Origin of the sequence: Mycobacterium ulcerans subsp. shinshuense, from assembly GCF_002355775.1 — a bacterium.
In the GTDB taxonomy this organism is placed as follows: Bacteria; Actinomycetota; Actinomycetes; order Mycobacteriales; family Mycobacteriaceae; genus Mycobacterium; species Mycobacterium marinum.
Window position 1 is genome coordinate 2,644,966 of sequence record NZ_AP017624.1, and the last position, 19,874, is coordinate 2,664,839.

Annotated in this window: 14 protein-coding genes and 3 pseudogenes; 13 read left to right on the forward strand and 4 right to left on the reverse strand. The window is 66.2% G+C overall.

The window, feature by feature from the left end; genetic code table 11:
• Positions 1–31 precede the first annotated feature (31 nt).
• Positions 32–2,692: a sugar epimerase family protein gene (locus tag SHTP_RS11770; protein ID WP_096370684.1), complete on the forward strand. Its 2,661-nt coding sequence runs from the start codon at positions 32–34 to the stop codon at positions 2,690–2,692.
• Positions 2,693–2,830: 138 nt separating this feature from the next.
• On the opposite strand, the gene SHTP_RS11775 is transcribed toward SHTP_RS11770, so the two are convergent.
• The 3 genes from SHTP_RS11775 to SHTP_RS11785 form a co-directional block, all read right to left on the reverse strand.
• Entirely contained in the window at positions 2,831–3,694 is an 864-nt protein-coding gene (locus SHTP_RS11775; RefSeq protein WP_096370685.1) for a bestrophin family protein, read from the reverse strand.
• Positions 3,695–3,697: 3 nt separating this feature from the next.
• Positions 3,698–3,985 carry a peptidase gene (locus tag SHTP_RS11780; protein WP_231991766.1) on the reverse strand — a complete coding sequence of 96 codons (288 nt, stop codon included), beginning with the start codon at positions 3,983–3,985 and terminating at the stop codon, positions 3,698–3,700.
• Between the two features lie 359 nt (positions 3,986–4,344).
• Positions 4,345–5,025 carry a hypothetical protein gene (locus SHTP_RS11785; protein ID WP_172900541.1) on the reverse strand — a complete coding sequence of 227 codons (681 nt, stop codon included), beginning with the start codon at positions 5,023–5,025 and terminating at the stop codon, positions 4,345–4,347.
• A 78-nt stretch (positions 5,026–5,103) separates the two neighbouring features.
• Here SHTP_RS11785 and SHTP_RS11795 point away from each other — a divergent pair, with 78 nt between their 5' ends.
• The 3 genes from SHTP_RS11795 to SHTP_RS11805 are packed head-to-tail and all read left to right on the forward strand — an operon-like array spanning position 5,104 to position 9,127.
• A complete protein-coding gene (locus tag SHTP_RS11795) occupies positions 5,104–6,609 on the forward strand; it encodes a carboxylesterase/lipase family protein (protein WP_096370689.1) in 1,506 nt (501 codons plus the stop codon).
• A 5-nt stretch (positions 6,610–6,614) separates the two neighbouring features.
• On the forward strand, positions 6,615–8,615 hold the full coding sequence (locus tag SHTP_RS11800; RefSeq protein WP_096372435.1) for a DUF7064 domain-containing protein: 2,001 nt from the start codon (positions 6,615–6,617) through the stop codon (positions 8,613–8,615).
• Positions 8,612–9,127 (forward strand): gluconokinase, encoded by a 516-nt coding sequence (locus SHTP_RS11805; RefSeq protein WP_020725481.1) that lies wholly within the window; start codon positions 8,612–8,614, stop codon positions 9,125–9,127. The genes SHTP_RS11800 and SHTP_RS11805 overlap by 4 nt, the downstream gene beginning before the upstream one ends.
• Here SHTP_RS11805 and SHTP_RS11810 read toward each other — a convergent pair.
• The gene (locus SHTP_RS11810) at positions 9,124–9,939 is read right to left on the reverse strand and encodes a DoxX family protein (RefSeq protein WP_096372436.1); all 816 of its coding nucleotides are present in this window, start codon (positions 9,937–9,939) and stop codon (positions 9,124–9,126) included. The genes SHTP_RS11805 and SHTP_RS11810 overlap by 4 nt on opposite strands.
• Before the next feature lie 95 nt (positions 9,940–10,034).
• Here SHTP_RS11810 and SHTP_RS11815 point away from each other — a divergent pair, with 95 nt between their 5' ends.
• The 9 genes and pseudogenes from SHTP_RS11815 (at position 10,035) to SHTP_RS11855 (ending at position 19,843) form a co-directional block, all read left to right on the forward strand.
• Positions 10,035–10,595: an isochorismatase family protein gene (locus SHTP_RS11815; RefSeq protein WP_096372437.1), complete on the forward strand. Its 561-nt coding sequence runs from the start codon at positions 10,035–10,037 to the stop codon at positions 10,593–10,595.
• Positions 10,595–11,409: pseudogene (locus SHTP_RS11820) on the forward strand (nuclear transport factor 2 family protein). The gene SHTP_RS11815 and the pseudogene SHTP_RS11820 overlap by 1 nt, the downstream one beginning before the upstream one ends.
• Positions 11,410–11,490: 81 nt before the next feature.
• Positions 11,491–12,806: pseudogene (locus tag SHTP_RS11825) on the forward strand (ABC transporter substrate-binding protein).
• A complete protein-coding gene (locus SHTP_RS11830; protein WP_096370690.1) occupies positions 12,803–13,756 on the forward strand; it encodes a carbohydrate ABC transporter permease in 954 nt (317 codons plus the stop codon). The pseudogene SHTP_RS11825 and the gene SHTP_RS11830 overlap by 4 nt, the downstream one beginning before the upstream one ends.
• Positions 13,743–14,585, forward strand: a complete 843-nt coding sequence (locus tag SHTP_RS11835) for a carbohydrate ABC transporter permease (RefSeq protein ID WP_096370691.1) — start codon at positions 13,743–13,745, stop codon at positions 14,583–14,585. The genes SHTP_RS11830 and SHTP_RS11835 overlap by 14 nt, the downstream gene beginning before the upstream one ends.
• 5 nt (positions 14,586–14,590) lie before the next feature.
• On the forward strand, positions 14,591–15,661 hold the full coding sequence (locus SHTP_RS11840; protein ID WP_096372438.1) for an ABC transporter ATP-binding protein: 1,071 nt from the start codon (positions 14,591–14,593) through the stop codon (positions 15,659–15,661).
• Between the two features lie 93 nt (positions 15,662–15,754).
• Positions 15,755–16,729 (forward strand): patatin-like phospholipase family protein, encoded by a 975-nt coding sequence (locus tag SHTP_RS11845; protein ID WP_096370692.1) that lies wholly within the window; start codon positions 15,755–15,757, stop codon positions 16,727–16,729.
• Positions 16,730–16,933: 204 nt separating this feature from the next.
• Positions 16,934–18,800 (forward strand): annotated as a pseudogene (locus SHTP_RS30395) (PE family protein).
• A gap of 206 nt (positions 18,801–19,006) precedes the next feature.
• Positions 19,007–19,843 (forward strand): DUF3097 domain-containing protein, encoded by an 837-nt coding sequence (locus SHTP_RS11855; RefSeq protein WP_020787250.1) that lies wholly within the window; start codon positions 19,007–19,009, stop codon positions 19,841–19,843.
• Positions 19,844–19,874: the final 31 nt, after the last annotated feature.

The window sequence follows — 19,874 nt, forward strand, 5'->3', positions numbered from 1 at the left end:
GAGGAGCGGTGCTCACTAGCGAGGAAACTCAGTGAGGGTCGCGGTCACCGGGGCCGGTGGGGTGCTGGGCCGTGGCCTGGCTTCCCGATTGCTCAGCCAGGGCCACGAAGTCGTCGGGATGTCGCGCCGGCGGCCCGACAGCTGGCCGAGTCAGGCCGACTTCGTTGCCGGCGATATCCGCGACGCGGCCACGGTCCGGCGCGCAATCACGGGCGCGGACGTGGTCGCCCACTGCGCATGGGCCCGGAACCCGGGTCCGGACGGCCGGATCAGCCAGCAGATCAACATCGACGGAACCCGCAACGTCTTGGATGCGATGGCAGCCTGCGGTACCGGCCGCATCGTGTTCCCCAGCTCCCCCCACGTCTACCGGCCGGGTCTGCCGATGCCGGCCACCGAACACGGTGCGGTGGCGCCAGCTTCGGCCGAGGGGCGGCACAAGGCGGGCGTCGAGCAGATGCTGCAGGAGTCCGGCGCGCAATGGGTTGCCGTGCGTTCGGCGCTCATCGTCGGGCGCAACATCGACAACTGGGTGCGCCGGTTGTTTGCTCTGCCGGCGTTCCCCGACGGTTCGGCAGATGACGTACTGCAGGTGGTGCACCTCGACGACGTACTTCGGCTGCTGACGCGCGCGGTATCGGGCGTCGGTGCGGGCACCGGTCCGGTCAATCTCGCCGCCCCGGGGCTACCCACGTTGCGCGAGATCGCCACGGCACTGCGACGCCCCATCCTGCCGGTCGGCGCGGCGCTTCGCCGTATTGGGTCGGTCGCCGAATTCCAATTGGTGCAAGGCGTTCCCGTGATGGACACCGCGCGGTTGCACGATGAATGGAAGTTCCAGCCGGCCTTCACCGCCGAGGAGTCCGTCGAGGACTTCGCGCTGGCCGTGCGTGGCCGAGTCTCGTTGGGCAGACGGGTGGTATCGCTGCCCTGGCGACTCGCCAACATCCAGGACCTGCCCGCCATTGACGCTCCCGCGCAAGACGGTGTGGTTCCCCGGCTGGCAGGCCCGGAAGGTGTCAACGGGGAGTTCGACACACCTATCGATCCGCGTTTCCCGACGTTTCTGGCCACCAATCTGTCCGAAGCGTTGCCCGGTCCGTTCTCGCCTTCATCGGCATCGGTCACCGTGCGTGGCCTGCGTGCGGGCGGCGTCGGTATTGCCGAACGGTTGCGGCCAGGTGGAGTGATTCAGCGCGAGATCGCAATGCGCACCGTCGCGGTGTTCGCCCATCGGCTTTACGGGGCCATCACATCGGCGCACTTCATGGCCGAGACAGTGCCATTCGCCAAGCCGGCGATGATCGTCAGCAACAGCGGGTTCTTCGGCCCGAGCATGGGCTCGCTGCCCATTTTCGGCGAGGAACGCCCACCGGCAGAATCCAGCTTCGTGCGCCGGCAACTGCGCACCGTCCGCAATATCGGCGTATTCGGCGTCAACCTGGTCGGCCTGAGCGCCGGTTCGGCCTTGGACACCAACGATTTCATCGCCGATGTCGACCGCCTGGAGCAGCTTTCCGGGGGCGATGTCACCACGCTTGACGATCGGCGCCTGCTGAGCCTGATTCTGCTGGCCCGCGACCACGTGGTGCACGGCTGGGTGCTGGCTTCGGGTTCCTTCATGCTCTGTGCCGCATTCAACGTGCTGTTGCGCGCCGTGAGCGGCCGCGACACCGCCCCGGCCGCGGGGCCCGAACTGGTCAGCGCCCGTTCGGTGGAAGCGGTACAGCGCCTGGTGGACGCGGCGCGCCACGACGAAGCCGTGATTCGGCTGCTGTCCGAACCCGGGGACCGCCTCGGCAAGCTGGCGGTGGCGGCGCCGCACTTCTACGATGCAGTGCGCCAAGAGCTTTCGCTGATTGGGCACCGTGGGCCGGCGGAAGTCGAGATGATGTCGACCAGCTACGCCGACAACCCGGAATTGTTGGTCGGCATGGTGGCCAAGACATTGAGCACCTCCTCGGTGCCGCAACCGCCGCAGCCGTCGATACCATTGCAGGCCAAGCCGATCGCGGTGCTGGCCGCACGCCAACTGCGTGACCGGGAAGCGCGCCGAGACAAGATGGTTCGCGCGATCTGGGTGCTGCGCGCCCTGCTGCGCGAGCATGGGCGCCGGCTGGCCGAAGCCGGCGTGCTGCACGCCTCCGACGATGTCTTCTACCTCTTGGTCGACGAACTCGACGCACTGCCCGCGGACGTGGCCGAGTTGGTGGCCCGGCGCCGCGCAGAACAACGCAGGCTGACCGCCGTCGTCCCACCCACGGTGTTCAGTGGGAAGTGGGAGCCGTCGACCGCCTCAGCGGCGGCGCTAACGGCCGAGGGCACCTTGCGCGGAGTCGGCGTCTGCGGCGGGCGGGTGCGTGGCCGGGTGCGGATCGTGCGTCCGGAGACCATCGATGAACTAGAGCCGGGCGAAATTCTGGTCGCCGAGGTCACCGACGTCGGCTACACGGCTGCCTTCTGCTACGCGGCGGCCGTCGTCACCGAACTGGGTGGCCCCATGTCGCATGCGGCTGTGGTGGCCCGCGAGTTCGGGTTCCCCTGTGTGGTGGACGCCCAGGGCGCCACCCGGTTCTTGCCGCCGGGCGCGCTCATCGAGGTCGACGGCACCACCGGGGAGATCCAAGTGCTCGAGCTGGCGGCCGAAGGCGATTCATCGGTTACGCAGAGCGATCCCGGTGATTTGGCCTAGTCGGCGAGTTAGTAGCCACAATCACCCGGGCGCTAACCCGTAGCCCCTCCTCGCGCCCGAGCTGGCGGATGCGCTCGTTGTTGACCTGCCAGCGGGCCCGGCGGGCCATGCGTTGAAGCCCCTCGGGCACGCGAGCTGCTAGATGCCCGCCTGGGCGTAGACGTTCTTGTGGATGGTTTCGCAGATGTCCTCGAGCGGGAGGTCGTTCGCGTCATTCGCGAAGGGGCTTTCGATCTCGACGGCGATTTCCTCGATGCCGAAGAATGTGTAGGCGATGATGAGGACGTCGACAATGGTCGTCCAGCCGAAGGTCTCGACCATGGCGAAGGGGAGGGTGAAGCAATAGAGTACAAGCGCCCGGCGCAGGTGCACGGCGTAGGCGAAGGGCATCGGCGTCTTGCGAATTCGTTCGCAGCCGCCGAGGTAGTCGACCAGGAGCTGAATGTTCTGGTCCATCGAGGTGAGCATGATGTCGGAGATCAGGCCGCGCTCGCGCGCCTCCCGGAGGCAATCGGACATGTTGCCGGCGACAGCGAGAGGCGGATGCTGGGCGTCGATCACCTCCTGCGCCTCGGCGGGCGGAAGTTCGGCGATTTGTGGCCCGAGGCCTTTGGTACCGCGCAGGCTGTGCATGGCCGCCCAGGGAAAGACGGCTGTCCATCGGGTAAGTCGGGCCACCAGCGCGGGATCTCCGGTGATGTATACGCTGGCGCTCCGGACGAGGTTGCGTGTTTCATTCACGATGCCTCCCCATAGCTTGCACCCCTCCCAGAAACGGTCGTAGCTGGAGTTGGTGCGGAAAACCAGAAGGAGACCGAGAGCGAGGCCCATCAGGGTGTGCAGCTGGAACGGCATGCCGACCGGCGCGACATAGTTGTGAAAGGCGACAACCGCCGCCGACCACGCGACGCATAGGGAGACGCGACCGCTGATCTCCCGGACCAGCGAGCCGCGGATGTCAAAAAAGTGGTCCAGCCATTTGTGCGAGTCGTATTCGATCATGATCTACTTCGCGTAGTTGGGATAGACGGGCTCTGCACGCGCGGGCGCTGGGTTCTTGGTGAGGGCTTCCATGGCAACGGTTGCGGCGCGCTCCAACTGCGGATCATGCCCCTGCCGCACCGCCGCCGGATGCTTCCAGATTTCGATGTCTGGCGCAACACTTTGCTTCCAGGTCAGCGGCGCCGGACGTGTTGCGCAAGGCGAGATTGGCAGCGGTGAGCGAACCGCCATCCTTAGCAGCGGAAATCCGAGGATGCCCACCAGCCTGCCCCGGGTGCGGGTGCCGACCAACGGCGCCAGCTTGTGGAATGTAACGCCCATGACGGGCGTGATGGTGTCATGGCCATGGCGGGTGCGTCAGTAGTTCATCCACCGGCGGCAGCCGAAGTCGAGTACCTGAGCGGCTGCCTGCCCGCCGCCGGTGAAGCATCCTCGATAATCACGCCCCGGCACCCGGACTGCGCAAAGTAGCTGACGACGTCAACCGTAGCTGGCCGATGCGGGCCAGACCGCGAGGTGAAATCTGTTGACATCTCTACAAACCCGCCACAGTCGGGCAAGTCATCGGCCCCACCGCGTGGCCCGCCAAAGGGGGGCTGCCTTCCCATTGCACTGGATATCACCGAGGCATAGCAGCCGACGGGCACGCCTCAGCAGCGGAACGCGGCGCCCACGCCGTCGGGCGGCGGTACCGACCGCAGGCAGCCGAACGGCTCGACGCCGGCGCTGCTGAGCCCAATGGCGGACTGATGGGCGTAGTTGACGCAAAAAACGCCGGCCTGATCGGCTCGGCAACGGTAGTCGCCGAACGACAGCGAGTCGCCGTTGGCCAACTCGGGCCCGTTGCCGTTGGTGAACGGTCCCGGGTCGCCTCGGGAGGCCCCGACCCGCAAGTTGGTGCCGTCAAAATCGACCCAGCCGCCCTTCCATTCGCCGTAGGCGGTGGGGGGTGGGGGAGACGGGTTGGTCAGGCTGACCAGGCAGGCCATCGCGTCACCGGTGTGCTTGGTGTCGGTCAGGCAGGACACTTTGCCGCCTTGGGCGCTGAATGCGATATCGTCGCCGAGCTCGGTGGTGACATCCTCTCGCGTCACACTGTGATAGCGCGCCGGATCAGCGGCGTGACCAGCCTCTATCCAGGCAATGACCTTGGAGATCGGCGCCCCGGCCGACGGCACCTTCGACGCTGTGGGAAGTTTGCTTGTCGAGGAAGAAACGCTACTGCTCGGCGTCGCCGGGGTGCTGGTCTGCGAACGACCCGAGTCGCTGTCGACGTCATGTGCGCACCCGGCAACCAGCAACGGTACTGCGACTAGCGCGGCGATTCGCATCCCGTCAGGCTAGCCGCCCTGAGGGGATTTCAAGTGGTACGCACGCCGTGTGCGTTTCGGGTCCGCTAACGTCGGGTTATGCATGAGCGCACCGTCCGCGCCCGCACGGCCACCGGCGTCGTTGAAGGCTTCACTCGCGACGGCGTGCACCGCTGGCGGTCCATCCCCTACGCGCGGGCTCCGATCGGCCCGCTCCGGTTCCGCGCGCCGCGGCCCCCGCAGCCCTGGTCGGGTGTCCGCCACTGTCATGGGTTCACTCACTGCTCGCCTCAGCAGCGCCGCTACACCATGCTCGGCCTGGGCAAATACCAGCCGATGAGCGAAGACTGCCTGACCCTCAACGTCGTCGCACCCGAAGCCCCCACGCATCGACCGCTGCCGGTCATGGTCTTCATCCACGGTGGGGGCTACATCCTGGGCAGCTCGGCGACTCCGATATATGACGGCGCGGCACTGGCGAGGCGAGGCTGCGTCTATGTTTCGGTCAACTATCGACTGGGCGCGCTCGGGTGTCTGGATCTGTCTTCGCTGTCGACACCGGACATCGCCATCGACGGCAACCTGTACCTGCGCGACCTGGTGATGGCATTGCAGTGGATCCAGGACAACATCGCGGAGTTCGGTGGTGATCCGGACAACGTCACCATCTTCGGGGAAAGCGCGGGCGCGCATATCACCGCCACGCTGCTGGCGGTTCCGGCGGCCAAAGGTCTTTTCGCCCGCGCGATCTCGGAGAGTCCGGCCGCCGGTATGGTGCGTCCGCGGGAAATCGCGGCCGAATTCGCGACACGCTTTGCCCGACTGCTCGGTGCGCGCAAGCACGACGCCGCCAGCGCGCTGATGCGGGCAACCGCGGCTCAACTGGTGCAAACCCAGCACCGGCTGATCGATCAGGGCATGCAGAAACGCTTGGGCGCCTTCCCAATCGGCCCAACCTTCGGTGATGACTGCCTGCCGCTGGACCCCGTCGAGGCCATGCGCGCCGGGCAATCACACAAAGTGCCGCTCATCGTCGGCACCAACGCCGACGAGGGCCGCCTGTTCACCCGGTTCCTCAAAATGCTGCCGACCAACAAGGCGATGATCGACGAGTTGCTCGCCGACACCGAACCGGCTACCCGTGAACGCATCACCGCGGCCTACCCGAACTATCCGGAGTCCGCTGCCTGCATACAGCTGGGCGGTGATTTCGCATTCAACGCCGCGGCCTGGCAGATCGCCGAAGCCCAAGGAGCGCACGCTCCCACGTACCTCTATCGCTATGACTACGCGCCACGGACATTGCGCTGGTCCGGGTTCGGGGCCACGCATGCGACCGAGTTGTTCGCCGTCTTCGACATCTATCGAACCAGGTTCGGCGCGCTTCTGGCCGCCGCCGCCGACCGCAGACACGCGTTGCGGGTCAGCGACGAGGTGATCCGGCGCTGGCGCTCGTTCAGCCAGACCGGTACGCCCGGCGAGGACTGGCCGGCTTACACGCACACCCGCCGTGCTGTCATGGTGATCGACCGCAAGAGTCGCGTCGAGATCGATCCGCACCAGCACCGCAGGCTGGCGTGGGACGGCTTCTCGCTGGCGCGGTGAACGTCATGAACGACGAGGGCGACCAGAACGCGGGCATCATCGAAGAACCCGGCGACCTCACCGCGTCGTGGCTGACCGAAAAGATCGGCGCCGGGGACGTCACCGAATTCACCGTCGAGCGGATCGGCACCGGCCAGATGAGCGAGTGCTACCGCGTCCAGCTCACCTACGCGGTGCCCGGCGGTCCGTCGTCGGTGGTGCTCAAGGTCGCGGCCACCGATCCGATGAGCCGCCAGACCGGCCAGGCGCTGGGGCTCTACGAACGCGAAGTTCGCTTCTACGCCGAAGTGGCGCCGCGTCTGGGTGGGCCGATAGCGCCGTGTTATCACGCCGCCGTCGACGCCCAAACGGGCGCATTCGACCTGTTGCTCGGTGATGCGGGGCCAGCGCTGGTCGGCGACGATATTGCCGGTGCCACGGTCGCGCAGGCACAGCTCGCGGTCAGTCAGCTGGGGCGGCTGCACGGTCCGCTGCTCGGTGACGCGGCACTGGCCGAAGCGCCATGGCTCAACCGTGATTCGCCGCTGAACCAAGCCATGGTCAGCGGGCTGTACGCGGGGTTCCTCGACCGCTACGGCGAGCAGATCGACCCACGCAGTCGCATGGTGTGTGAACGGTTGGTGGCGGCGTTCGACGGCTACCTGGCTCAGGAGTCCTCCCGAGGCGCAATCCAGGGCTTGGTGCACGGTGACTACCGTTTGGACAACCTGCTTTTCGGTGCCGCCGGTGCCGAGCGGCCGTTGACAGCGGTGGAATGGCAGACCGTATCTTGGGGCCCGGCTCTGACAGATCTGGCCTACTTCCTGGGCTGTGCCCTGCAACCGAATGAGCGGCGCGCGCACTACGACGACCTGCTGCGGACCTATCACGATGCGTTGGGCCCGGAAGCGCCGATCACGCTCGAGCAAGTCGCCGACGAGGTACGGCGGCAGAGCTTTTTCGGCGTGATGATGGCGATCGTGTCATCGATGCTGGTGGAACGGACCGACCGGGGCGATCGGCTGTTCATGACGATGCTGCACCGCCACTGCGAACACGTTCTGGACACCGACGCCCTGGCCACGCTGCCGGATGCGGCACCGCCGGAACCGTTGTGCCCGGGTGAGCAAGACGAAATGGCGCACGAGCCCACCGATGAGCCGCTCTGGAGTGAAAGCTGTTACGCCGATTTCGTCGATGCCGCACAGGGTTTGGGCGGCTGGTTTCGTCTCGGCCGAATAGCGAACCAGCAGAAGGCGTGGGTACACGCGTTGCTGTGCGGGCCCGACATGGCGACCGTGGCGGTTGCCGACATCGAGGTCGCGCTACCCGATGACCCGTGGTCGGTGCGAACCGGTGATATTGAGCTGCGCCACCATGCCACGGCACCGCTGCAGACCTATGCGGTGGAGTTGCGGGCGCGAGGCCAGGCATACGAGGACCCGTCAGCGTTGCTGCGCGGGGAGCCCGGGGATCCGGTCGAGGTAACGATGAACCTGGTCTGGACAACCAACGGAGTCCCCTACCAATACCGGCTGACGTCGCGTTACGAGATCCCTTGCACGGTAGCGGGTACCGTGACCGTCGACGGGACGCACTATCGCGTCGATGCGGTCCCCGGACAGCGTGACCATTCCTGGGGTGTGCGCGACTGGTGGAGCATGGACTGGATGTGGAGTGCGCTGCATCTCGACGACGGAACCCACCTGCACGGGGTGAACATCCAGCTGCCGGGCACTCCCGCCTTCAGCGTTGGCTACGTTCAGGATTCCGGCGGGAACCTCACCGAGCTGCAGGCCGTGAACTTTCGGGAAGCGTTCGGCGGCAACGGCTTACCGCAGAACACGACGTTGAGTCTGAAACCGGGTGATATCACGGCGAAAGTCGACGTACGTGCCCACGCGCCGGTACGCCTGAGTGCCTCCGACGGGCGCGTGAGCCATTTCCCGCGCGCGTGGGTCGCTGTGGCCACCACGGATGGTCGCAGCGGCGTCGGATGGATGGAATGGAACCGCAACCAGGTGTGAGCGTCCACCGGTCGCCGAAACCGTCACCGATCGTGGTGATGGGTGTTTGCGGGGCAGGCAAGTCGACGGTAGGGGCGGCGCTGGCACAGCGTTTGGGGGTGCCGTTCACGGAGGCTGACACGCTGCATTCGCAGGCCAACGTCACGAAGATGGCCGCCGGCAAGCCCCTTGACGACGATGATCGCCGCCCCTGGTTGCGGCGGGTCGGGCGGTGGTTGGCCGACCATCCCGGCGGGGGCGTGATCAGCTGTTCGGCGCTGGCGCGCCGGTACCGCGACGCGTTGCGGGAGAACTGTCCGCAGGTTGAGTTTCTCCATCTGAGCGGCTCCGCAGAACTGATCGGCCGCCGTTTGGCCGCCAGGTCGGATCACTTCATGCCGGCCACCCTGCTGCGCTCCCAACTGGACACATTGGAGCCGCTCGGTGACGACGAGCGAGGTGTAACCGTGGACATCGACGGTGTGGGCGGCGATGTCGATTCGATCGTCGAGGCGTTCCTGGCTAGTGGCTAGTGCCGACGGCCCCTAACCGGGGCCTCGACCCGCGCACGCGCGGTGTCGGCGAGCTGGGTGCCTTGGTGGCGTGCGGTCTCGGCAAGTTCAGCCCCGCGAACGCGGGCGCTGTGGGCTAGGCGCTCGCCCCGCCTGCGTGCCGCCTCGGCCAGCGGGGCACCTTTCTCCGCTGCGGTGCTTGCCAGCTCCCTGCCGCGTTCCAGCGCGGCTTCCGCATAGGGGGCGCTCTTCGCCGCTGCGGTGCTGGCCAGCTCGCGGCCGCGCTCGGCTCCCGCCTGTATGCCATGCACGATCTTGTCGCCCAACTCGGACTCCACCCGCATGTCGTCGGATCCCGGCAGAGCCGAAGACACCGCGCCGGACAACTTCTCGGCGGCCCGCCGGCCCCGCCAGGCCAATGACGGCTTGCCCGCGGTGTCGGCGGACGCGATGATCAGTCCGCCGAGCAGGCTTACGTCAGTGAGGAATTCCCGTCGCTTCTGGGCTTTGCGGTCCGGGTCTGGCTCGTTCCAAAACATGTGGGCGCCAAGGTTTCCCGGTACCACCGTCAAGGCCAACGCAGCGGAGGCCAGGCGCGGCAACCAGCCCGTGGCCAGGAGCAGGCCACCGCCGATCTGAACGGCGGCGTTGATCTGGGCGACGGTTTCGGGATCCGCCGGGACGCGGCTGCCCATCGGTTCCGGCAGGGTGCGCAAACCCGCCACCGCGGGTGCGGCGGCCTGCGCCGCCGGCCTGGGGTTCAGCAGCGACTCGACGCCCTGGCCGATGAACGCCGCCGACAGCATGGGTCGTGCGATTCTGCGGATCAACATGATTCTCGTATTACCCGCTGTGCCGGCGAACAAACCCACGGCCGGTTTGTCCCGCCGCACGGTGACCACGTCCCGCTGGCGATATGGTGGACGCTGTGCGAGCGTTGATCATCGTCGATCTGCAGAACGATTTCTGCGCCGGCGGCGCGCTGCCAGTGCAAAACGCTGACCTCGTGGCACGCGCGATCAACGACTATCTGGCTGGTAGCCCCGGATATGACCGCGTGGTGGCCACCCAGGACTTTCACATCGATCCTGGTGCTCACTTCTCGGATTGCCCGGATTACTCGTCGTCATGGCCGCCGCACTGTCGTGCCGGCAGTACCGGCGCCCAGTGCTGTCCGGATCTGGACGTCGCCCCGATTGAGGCGGTGTTCCGAAAGGGCGCCTACTGCGCTGCCTACAGCGGATTCGAGGGTGTGGATCACCACGGCACGACGCTGGAGGACTGGCTGCGACAGCGAAGTATCGATGCGGTCGACGTGGTTGGTGTTGCCACCGACCACTGCGTGCGTCAGACCGCCGAAGGCGCGGCTCGGGCCGGCTTCGCTACCCGGGTGCTGCTGGACCTGACCGCGGGCATTTCGGCCGAGACAACCGAGGTGGCGCTGGCCGGGATGCGCACCGCCGGGGTCGCGTTGGTCGGGAGCCGGTAATGGCCCTACCCAAGCGCGACGATCTCCTGGCCGCCGTCGAGCGGTCGCCACGGGCCGCCGCGGCCCACGATCGCGCCGGCTGGGTGAGTCTGTTCACCAGCGACGGCCGCGTCGAAGACCCAGTGGGGTCGATGCCACACGTGGGGCATGAACAGATCGGCCGGTTCTTCGACACGTTCATCGGTCCACGAGACATCAAGTTCCACCGGGACCTCGACATCGTCTGCGGCACGGTGGTACTGCGCGATGTCGAACTCGAGGTGGCAATAGCTGCGGGCGTCACGATGTTCGTCCCCGCCTTTCTTCGCTACAACCTGCGAAAGGCCAGCGACGAATGGAAGATCGCCGTGCTGCGGGCGTATTGGGACCTGCCGGCGATGATGCTGCAGTTCCTGCGGCGCGGGGGGGGGGGGGGGGGGGGGGGCAGGTAGCCAAGCCCGCAGTCATGCTCTCCCGGGGTTTACTGGGCAATCAGGGGTTGCGCGGGACCGCGGGTTTCATGACCGGATTCCGGCGGTCGGGTGCGCGTCACCAAGCGCTGGTGTCGACCTTCCTCGACGCCGTCGTTCGTGGCGACAGCCAGGCCGCAACGCGGACCCTCTCGGACACGGCCACAATAACTTTGGGCGACGACGATGTGCCGGAGCTGGCTGAACTCATCGAGCAGCTTCGTCGGGCCACCTGGTCGAAGATGATCGGATCCGGGTCCACCGTCACGGTGTCAGTTGTCACTGATCACGGGCGGGGCATCATGTTCGCCGAGTTGCCCTGGCGAGGCAATGAAATCCACCGAGTCCGCTACTTCCCGAGCTGATCGCGGCCAATCCGGCGCAACGCGGGTACTAAGGACCTAGATACCGTCGGCGTTGGAGCCGGGGCCACCATCGAAAGCGAAATGTTCGACAAGCCGCTGCGGCGCCGGGAGCTGCTGCGGGGTGCTGGACTACTCACCGCGGCGGCCCTGGCACCGGTGGCGGCCGGTTGCGCTTCCGACGATGACGCCCTGACGTTCTTTTTCGCGGTGAATCCTGAGGAAGCGGACGCCCGGATCCGGGTTGTCGAGGCGTTCGGGCGCAGTCATCCCGACATCAAGGTGCGGACGTTGTTGTCAGGTCCGGGGGCCTTGCAGCAGATATCGACGTTTTGTGCCGGCGGCAAGTGTCCAGATGTATTGATGGCGTGGGAATTGAGTTACGCCGAACTGGCCGATCGAGGCGTGTTCCTGGATCTGAACACCATGCTGGCGCGGGACCAGAAGTTCGCCGACGAGCTGGCCGCGGACAGCATCGGGGCACTGTATGACACCTTCGCCTACAACGGGGGCCAGTACGCGTTTCCCGAGCAGTGGTCGGGAAACTTCCTGTTCTACAACAGAGGGCTCTTCGCGGACGGCGGTGTGCCACCTCCGCCGACCAGCTGGGACCAGCCCTGGAGCTTCGCCGAGTTTCTGGACACGGCCCGCGCGCTCACCAAGCGCGACGGCGCGGGCCGGGTCACACAGTGGGGATTTGTCGACACGTTTGTGCCGCCGCTTTCGGCCGGGCTGTTCGCGTTGAACAACGGCGTACCGCGGTCGACTCCGCGGATGAATCCGACCCACCTCAATTTTGACGACGACGCCTTCATCCAGGCCGTGCAGTTCTACGCGGACCTGTTCGCCAAGCACCAGGTGGCCCCCACCGCATCGGAGCTGCAGTCGATAGCCACCACCGACCTCTTCTCGTTGGGCAAGGCGGCGATGGCACTGGGCGGCCATTGGCGATACCAGACCTTCGACCGCGCCGACGGGTTGGAGTTCGACGTCACCGCGTAGCCGTTGGGCCCAACGGGCGCGCTGCGTGCTCCAACATCGGCGCCACCGGTCTGGCGATTGCGGCCAGCAGTGCACGCAAAGAACAAGCCTGGGAGTTCGTCAAGTTCGCCACCGGTCCGGCCGGGCAGGCGTTGATCGGCGAGACCGATCTGTTCGTCCCTGTGCTGGGGTCCGCGCTCAACTCGGCCGGGTTCGCCAAAGCCCACCGCAGGGTTGACAATCTGGCTGTGCTCACCGCGGGGCCGGGCCACTCACAGGGGCTACCGATCACACCGGCGTGGCCGAAGGTCCACGCCTTGATGGATCGCAACTTCGGCCCGGTTCTGCGCGGATCTCGGCCCGCGACATCGTTGATCGGCATGTCGCGGGCCCTTGACGAAGTGCTGCGCAGCCCATGACGTCCATCGACACGCGCAGCACGCCAGAACCTGGCGCCGAAACGGGCCGGTCGCGCCGCTGGCAACGCCGCTCGTGGGCCGGCCGCATGTTCGTGGCTCCAAATCTCGCCGCCGTTGCGGTGTTCCTGTTGTTCCCGCTGGGATTCTCGCTCTACATGAGCTTTCAGAACTGGGATCTGTTCCGCGCCCCCACCTTTGTCGGTTTGCAGAACTTTGCCAAGCTGTTCACGTCTGACCCGTTGTTTCTGATCGCCCTGCGGAACTCGGTGGTCTACACCGCTGGAACCGTCGTGCCGACCGTTCTGATCAGCCTCGTGGTGGCTGCTGTGCTGAACCGAAAAGTGCCCGGAATCGGTGTCTTTCGGACAATCGTCTTCCTGCCGTTGGCCATTTCGTCCGTGGTGATGGCGGTCGTGTGGCAGTTCGTCTTCGATACCAACAACGGGCTACTCAACATCATCCTCGGCTGGATCGGAGTCGGTCCCGTCCCGTGGTTGATCGAGCCCAGATGGGCCATGGTCTCGCTGTGTCTGGTCAGCGTGTGGCGAAGTGTCCCGTTCGCCACCGTCGTCTTGCTGGCCGCGATGCAGGGCGTCCCCGAGACCGTTTACGAGGCCGCCAAAATCGATGGCGCGGGCGAGATCAGGCAGTTTGTGTCCATCACGGTCCCGCTGATTCGTGGCGTAATGTCGTTCGTCGTTGTCATCTCGATCATTCACGCCTTCCAGGCGTTCGACCTCGTCTACGTCCTCACCGGTCCCAACGGCGGACCGGAAACGGGAACCTATGTGCTGGGCATCATGCTCTTTCAGCACGCCTTTTCGTTCCTGGAGTTCGGATATGCGTCCGCGCTGGCCTGGGTGATCTTTGCCATCTTGCTGGTGTTGACCGTGCTGCAGCTCCGGATCACCCGGCGACGGTCGTGGGAGGCGTCCAGTGGGCTCAGCTGACCGGGTGGTGCAGCGCAACATTGTGCGTGCTGTCGCCCTCTATGCGGCGCTGATCGCGATCGCCTGGTGTGCTCTGTTTCCGATTCTGTGGGCCCTGTCCGGCTCACTGAAGAAGGGCGGTGAGGTCAGCGAACCGAGATTGTTGCCGTCGGACCCACAATGGTCCAACTACGCTGAGGTATTCACCTTGATGCCCTTCTGGCGAATGTTCTTCAACACCGTGCTCTATGCCGGTTGCGTCACCGCCGGGCAGATCTTCTTCTGCTCACTGGCCGGATATGCGTTTGCGCGACTCGAGTTTCGAGGCCGCGACACACTTTTCGTCCTCTACCTGGGCACTTTGATGGTGCCGCTCACCGTGACGGTGATTCCGCAGTTCATCCTGATGCGAACGGTGGGCTTGGTGGATACGCCCTGGGCGATGATCGTGCCGGGACTGTTTGGTAGCGCGTTCGGGACCTATCTGATGCGCCAGTTCTTCCGGACGCTGCCCAGCGACTTGGAGAAGGCCGCGACTCTCGATGGTGGCTCGCCGTGGCAGATCTACTGGCGAATCCTGCTGCCGCACGCGCGGCCAGCGGTGATGGTGCTCGGTGTGCTCACCTGGGTCAATGTGTGGAACGACTTCCTATGGCCCCTGTTGATGGTCCAGCGCGACAGCATCGCCACGTTAACCCTCGGTCTGGTGCGGATGCAGGGAGAGTACGTGGCTCGGTGGCCGGTACTGATGGCAACATCGATGCTGATTCTGTTGCCACTGGTGGCCGTCTACGCCGTCGCGCAGCGCGCCTTCATCCGTGGTATCGCCGTGACTGGACTGGGCGGGTGACCCGGATGGCTTCGGTGAGTTTCGAGGGGGCAACACGTCGATACCCGGGTGCGGACCGTCCGGCCGTCGACAGCCTTGATCTCGTGGTCGACGACGGCGAATTCGTGGTGCTGGTCGGTCCGTCCGGCTGCGGCAAGACGACGTCGCTGCGGATGCTGGCCGGATTGGAAAAGGTAGATGCCGGGCGGATCCGGATCGCTGAGCGCGACGTCACCAATGTCGATCCGAAGAGTCGCGACGTGGCGATGGTGTTCCAGAACTATGCCCTGTACCCGCACATGACCGTGGCACAAAACATGGAATTTGCACTGAAGGTCGCCAAGACCCCCAAGGCTGAGATCCGCGACCGGGTCCTTCAGGCAGCCAAACTGCTCGATCTCGAGGCTTATCTCGATCGCAAGCCCAAAGACCTCTCGGGCGGCCAGCGCCAGCGAGTAGCGATGGGGCGCGCTATCGTGCGCCGCCCCCAGGTGTTCCTGATGGACGAGCCGCTATCGAATCTTGATGCCAAGCTGCGGGTGCAAACCCGCAACCAGATCGCCGGACTGCAACGGCAGTTGGGTACCACCACCGTCTACGTGACCCACGATCAGGTAGAGGCCATGACCATGGGCGATCGTGTTGCGGTGCTGTGCGACGGCGTACTACAACAATGCGCGGCCCCGCGTGAACTCTACCGCCGGCCCGACAATGTGTTTGTCGCCGGATTCATCGGATCGCCGGCCATGAACATGTTCATCCTGCCGATCGTCGATTCGTCAGTGTTGCTGGGGGATTGGTTGATTCAGCTACCCAGGGAGGTGACCGTGCCGGCACCCGAGGTCGTTGTCGGAGTCCGGCCCGAGCACTTCGAAGTGGGCAACCTCGGAGTCGAAATGGAAATTGACGTGGTCGAAGAGCTCGGCGCCGACGCCTACCTTTACGGTCGGATCAGCAACGGCGGCACGATGATCGACCAATCCGTTGTGGCTAGAGCGGATGGCAGCAACCCGCCCGAGCGGGGTAGTCGGGTGCGGCTGTATCCACAACCGGCGCAATTGCACTTCTTCACCGTCGACGGCCGCCGTATCGCTTGAGCCGCAGCGTTCCGATCGGGTTCATGCCCCGGCGCCGGAACCCTCCGTCGTCCGGCGCGCCGCCTACCGGCAAATCGACTCGATCGGGCTACCCTGGCGTCCGTGAGCGCAGCGCGTGTCGATCTGGTGTGCGAAGGAGGCGGGGTCCGCGGCATCGGGTTGGTCGGTGCGGTGGATGCCTTGGCCGAGGCTGGTTACGAGTTTCCGCGTGTCGCGGGCAGCAGTGCGGGTGCCATTGTCGCTGCGATGGTCGCCGCTTTGCAGACCGCCGGTGAACCGCTGTCGCGGCTCGCGGAGATCATGCGCACCCTCGATTACCGGAAGTTCCTTGACCGTAACCTGATCGGGCATATCCCGTTGATCGGTGGCGGGCTCTCGCTGCTGGTGTCCGACGGGGTCTATCGAGGCGCGTACCTCGAACAGCTGCTCGCCGGCTTACTCGCCGATCTTGGCGTGCACACTTTTGGCGATCTGCGCACCGGCGAGCAGCCCGAGCAGTTCGCCTGGTCGCTGGTGGTCACCGCCAGTGATCTGTCCCGGCGCCGGCTGGTCCGCATCCCGTGGGATCTGGACTCCTATGGCCTTGACCCGGACGAATTTTCGGTGGCGCGGGCGGTGCACGCCTCCTCGGCCATCCCCTTCGTCTTCGAACCCGTTCGGGTGCGCGGAGCTACCTGGGTTGACGGTGGTTTGCTGTCCAATTTTCCGGTGGCACTGTTCGATCGTGCCGACGGCGAACCGCGGTGGCCGACCTTCGGAATCCGGCTGTCGGCGCGCCCGGGAATTCCTCCCACCCGTCCGGTGCGCGGTCCAGTGTCACTGGGAATCGCCGCGATTGAGACGCTGGTGAGCAATCAGGACAACGCCTACACTGATGATCCATGTACCGTGCAACGCACCATCTTCGTACCGGCTGACGGCGTGAGCCCGATCGACTTCGACATCACGTCCGAACAACGGGATGTGCTCTACCGGCGCGGATTACAGGCGGGCCGCAAGTTTTTGCAGAGTTGGAATTACGCCGACTACCTGACTGAGTGCGGGAGTCCTGCCGCGCCCTCGCCCTAGCGTCTTGCCCCGGCGCGCTTGGCCAAGAGGGCTCAGCGGATATCGGCGGAGTGATTTTGGCCAATGCCGCCCAACTTGCCTCGGACGAACGTACCATTTGCACCAATTCCGAGTGTGTCGTGGATCACTTTGTCGCGACCGGCGGCGAAGAGTCACTGGGAGGTGTCGATCTTGCAGGTCACCGTGGTGCCCGCGGTAGTTGAGATGGCGGCCAACGATCTGGCAATTATTGGTTCGACGATCAGCCAGGCCAATGCGGCCGCGTTGGCTCCGATAACGGGGCTACTGCCGGCGGGCACCGACGAAGTTTCGGCGGGCATTGCGGCGTTGTTCGAAGCGCACGGGAACGCATATCAGACGCTCGGCGCTCAGACGCTGGCATTGCACGAGCAGTTCGTCAAGCTGATGAGTGGTGGGGCCGCGCAATATGCCGCCGCTGAGGCGGCCAACGCGTCACCGTTGCAGACGGTCGAGCAAGCTGTGCTCGACCTGATCAATTCCCCCGCGGTGGCGCTGACCGGGCGTCCACTGATTGGCAATGGCGCCGACGGGGCGGCGGGGACCGGCGAAAACGGCGGCGATGGCGGCTGGCTCATCGGCAACGGGGGCAACGGCGGGTCCGGAGGGGTCGGCCAGAATGGCGGTAGCGGCGGTTCGGCCGGGCTGTGGGGCCGCGGTGGCAACGGCGGCCTGGGCGGCACCGGTGCCGACGGCGCGAGCGGTCAAGCCGGCAGCGCGGGCGGTGCCGGCGGCAACGGCGGCGCCGGTGGATGGATCTATGGCCACGGTGGAGACGGTGGCATCGGCGGTGCCGGGGCAACGCCACGGCATCGGGATCGGTCGCAGCGGGCCTGGACGGCGGCGCCGGCGGTGCCGGGGGTTCGGGCGGTCACGCCGGGCTCTTGTTCGGTAACGGCGGTAGCGGGGGCCTCGGCGGCGTGGGTGGACAAGCGACCGGCGCCACAACAAGCTCGGATTTGGGCGGTGTCGGAGGCGCTGGCGGCAATGGCGGCTCCGGTGCCCACGGTGGCTGGCTGATCGGTAACGCCGGAAATGGCGGGGACAGTGGCAGCGGTGGCGGCAGCGACGAAACCCAAACCGGTGTCATGAACGGTGCCACCGGTGGCAGTGCCGGACTCGCCGGTGGCGGCGGCGACGCGGGGGTCATCGGCAACGGCGGAGCCGGCGGTAGCGGCGGAAAGGGAGCCGCCGGGTCCACGCTAGGGGGTGCAAGCATCTTCGGCGGTAGCGGCGGCAATGGCGGCTCCGCGGGGGATGGCGGTGCGGGTGGTTTGGTATTGGGCAATGGTGGCGCTGGTGGTAATGGAGGTCAGGGCGGCGACGCCGGCGCCAACGGTTTCGCGGGCTTCGGCGGCCTTGGCGGCGAGGGCGGCTGGGTTGGCAACATAACGCTCGGACCGATCGGCGTCGATGGCGTGGGTTGATCGGTCACGGCGGCGACGGTGGCAACGCCGGCGACGTAGGGGCCGGTAGCCTCAGCGTTCAGTTTGGCGAAACAGGCGGTTCCGGTGGTCAAGGCGGGCTGCTCTATGGCAACGGCGGCAACGGTGGCAATGCCGGCAGCGGCGGAACCAGCGGCTTCGAAGGCGTGGCGGGCCAGGGCGGAGCCGCGATGCTGATCGGTAACGGCGGGGCTGGTGGGAACGGGGCCACCGGTGGGACCGGCTTCGGCAACGTCCTTCAGGAATCCGGGGGTGCCGGCAGCGACGGCGGCATCGGCGGTAGCGGCGGCCTGCTGTTCGGCAACGGTGGCGCCGGCGGCAACGCCGGGGACGGCGGCGTCGGTGGAACCGGCTTCGACAATGGTGACGGTGGTGTCGGCGGCCAGGGCGGGTCAAGCGGACTGTTATTCGGCAACGGCGGTGACGGTGGCGACGGCGGGGCCGGCGGAACCGGCGGCAGTGCGGGCACCGGCGGTGCCGGCGGCAACGGTGGCAATGCCGCGCTCCTGATCGGTACGGGCGGCAACGGCGGAGCCGGTGTCCCGCCGGCGTCCGGCGGCTCCGGTGGCAGGGGAGGACTGATCGGCTCGGCCGGGCAGAACGGGTAGGGGTAGGCGACTGCGGGTGCGCTGCCTCAAACCGGTTGTGCCCGGACCAGCGGCCACCGGCGCGGATCCCGTTTTTCCAGGAGCTAGCTTGCGCGCCCGTCATCAGCTGTCCGACATCGTGCAAAATGTTTCCAGCGCAGTGATTTTCGAGGTCTAACCGGCGCGCCGCAGCGACGATCGCCCGTCCGGTTTCCTACTATTGCCGCGTGGTGGATCGCTATGGAACCGATGTGCTGGCCGCGGGAGCGCGACGCAAACCCCGATCCGTTGAGCACCCGGTGGAGCTCGGCATGGTGGTCGAGGACGCACAGTCGGGCTACGTGGGGGCGGTGGTCCGCGTCGAATACGGCCGCATCGATCTCGAAGACCGGCACGGCAAGACCCGCGGATTTCCACTCGGCCCGGGCTATCTGATTGACGGTCGCCCGGTGATTCTCACCGCGCCGAAGCGGCCCGCTCCGTCCGGTCCGGGCCGGACGCGATCGGGCTCCGTCGCGGTCGTGGGGACGCGTGCCCGAGTTGCCCGCGCGAGCCGGATCTATGTCGAGGGCCGCCACGATTCCGAACTGATATCCCAGGTTTGGGGCGAAGACTTGCGCATCGAAGGCGTCGTCGTCGAGTATCTCGGCGGCGTTGACGACCTGGTCCAAATCGTTGCCGACTTCAGACCCGGTCCGGACTGTCGGCTGGGTGTTCTGGTGGACCACCTGGTGGCCGGCTCGAAAGAGGCACGGATAGCCGAGGCGGTACGCCAGGGACCGGGTGGTTGCGACACCCTGGTCGTTGGTCATCCCTATGTCGATATCTGGCAAGCCGTGAAGCCGCAGCGGCTCGGTCTGAAGCAGTGGCCGAATGTGCCGCGACACATCGAGTGGAAGCACGGCATCTGTGAGGCGCTCGGCTGGCCGCATGCCGATCAGGCGGACATCGCCCGCGCCTGGCAGCGCATCCGCTCCAAGGTGCGGGACTGGAACGATCTGGAACCGGCGTTGATCGGTCGGGTGGAAGAACTCATCGACTTCGTGACCGCGCCTGGCGTGTGACCACCGCCCACCGCGGCGCTATTGTCCGTCA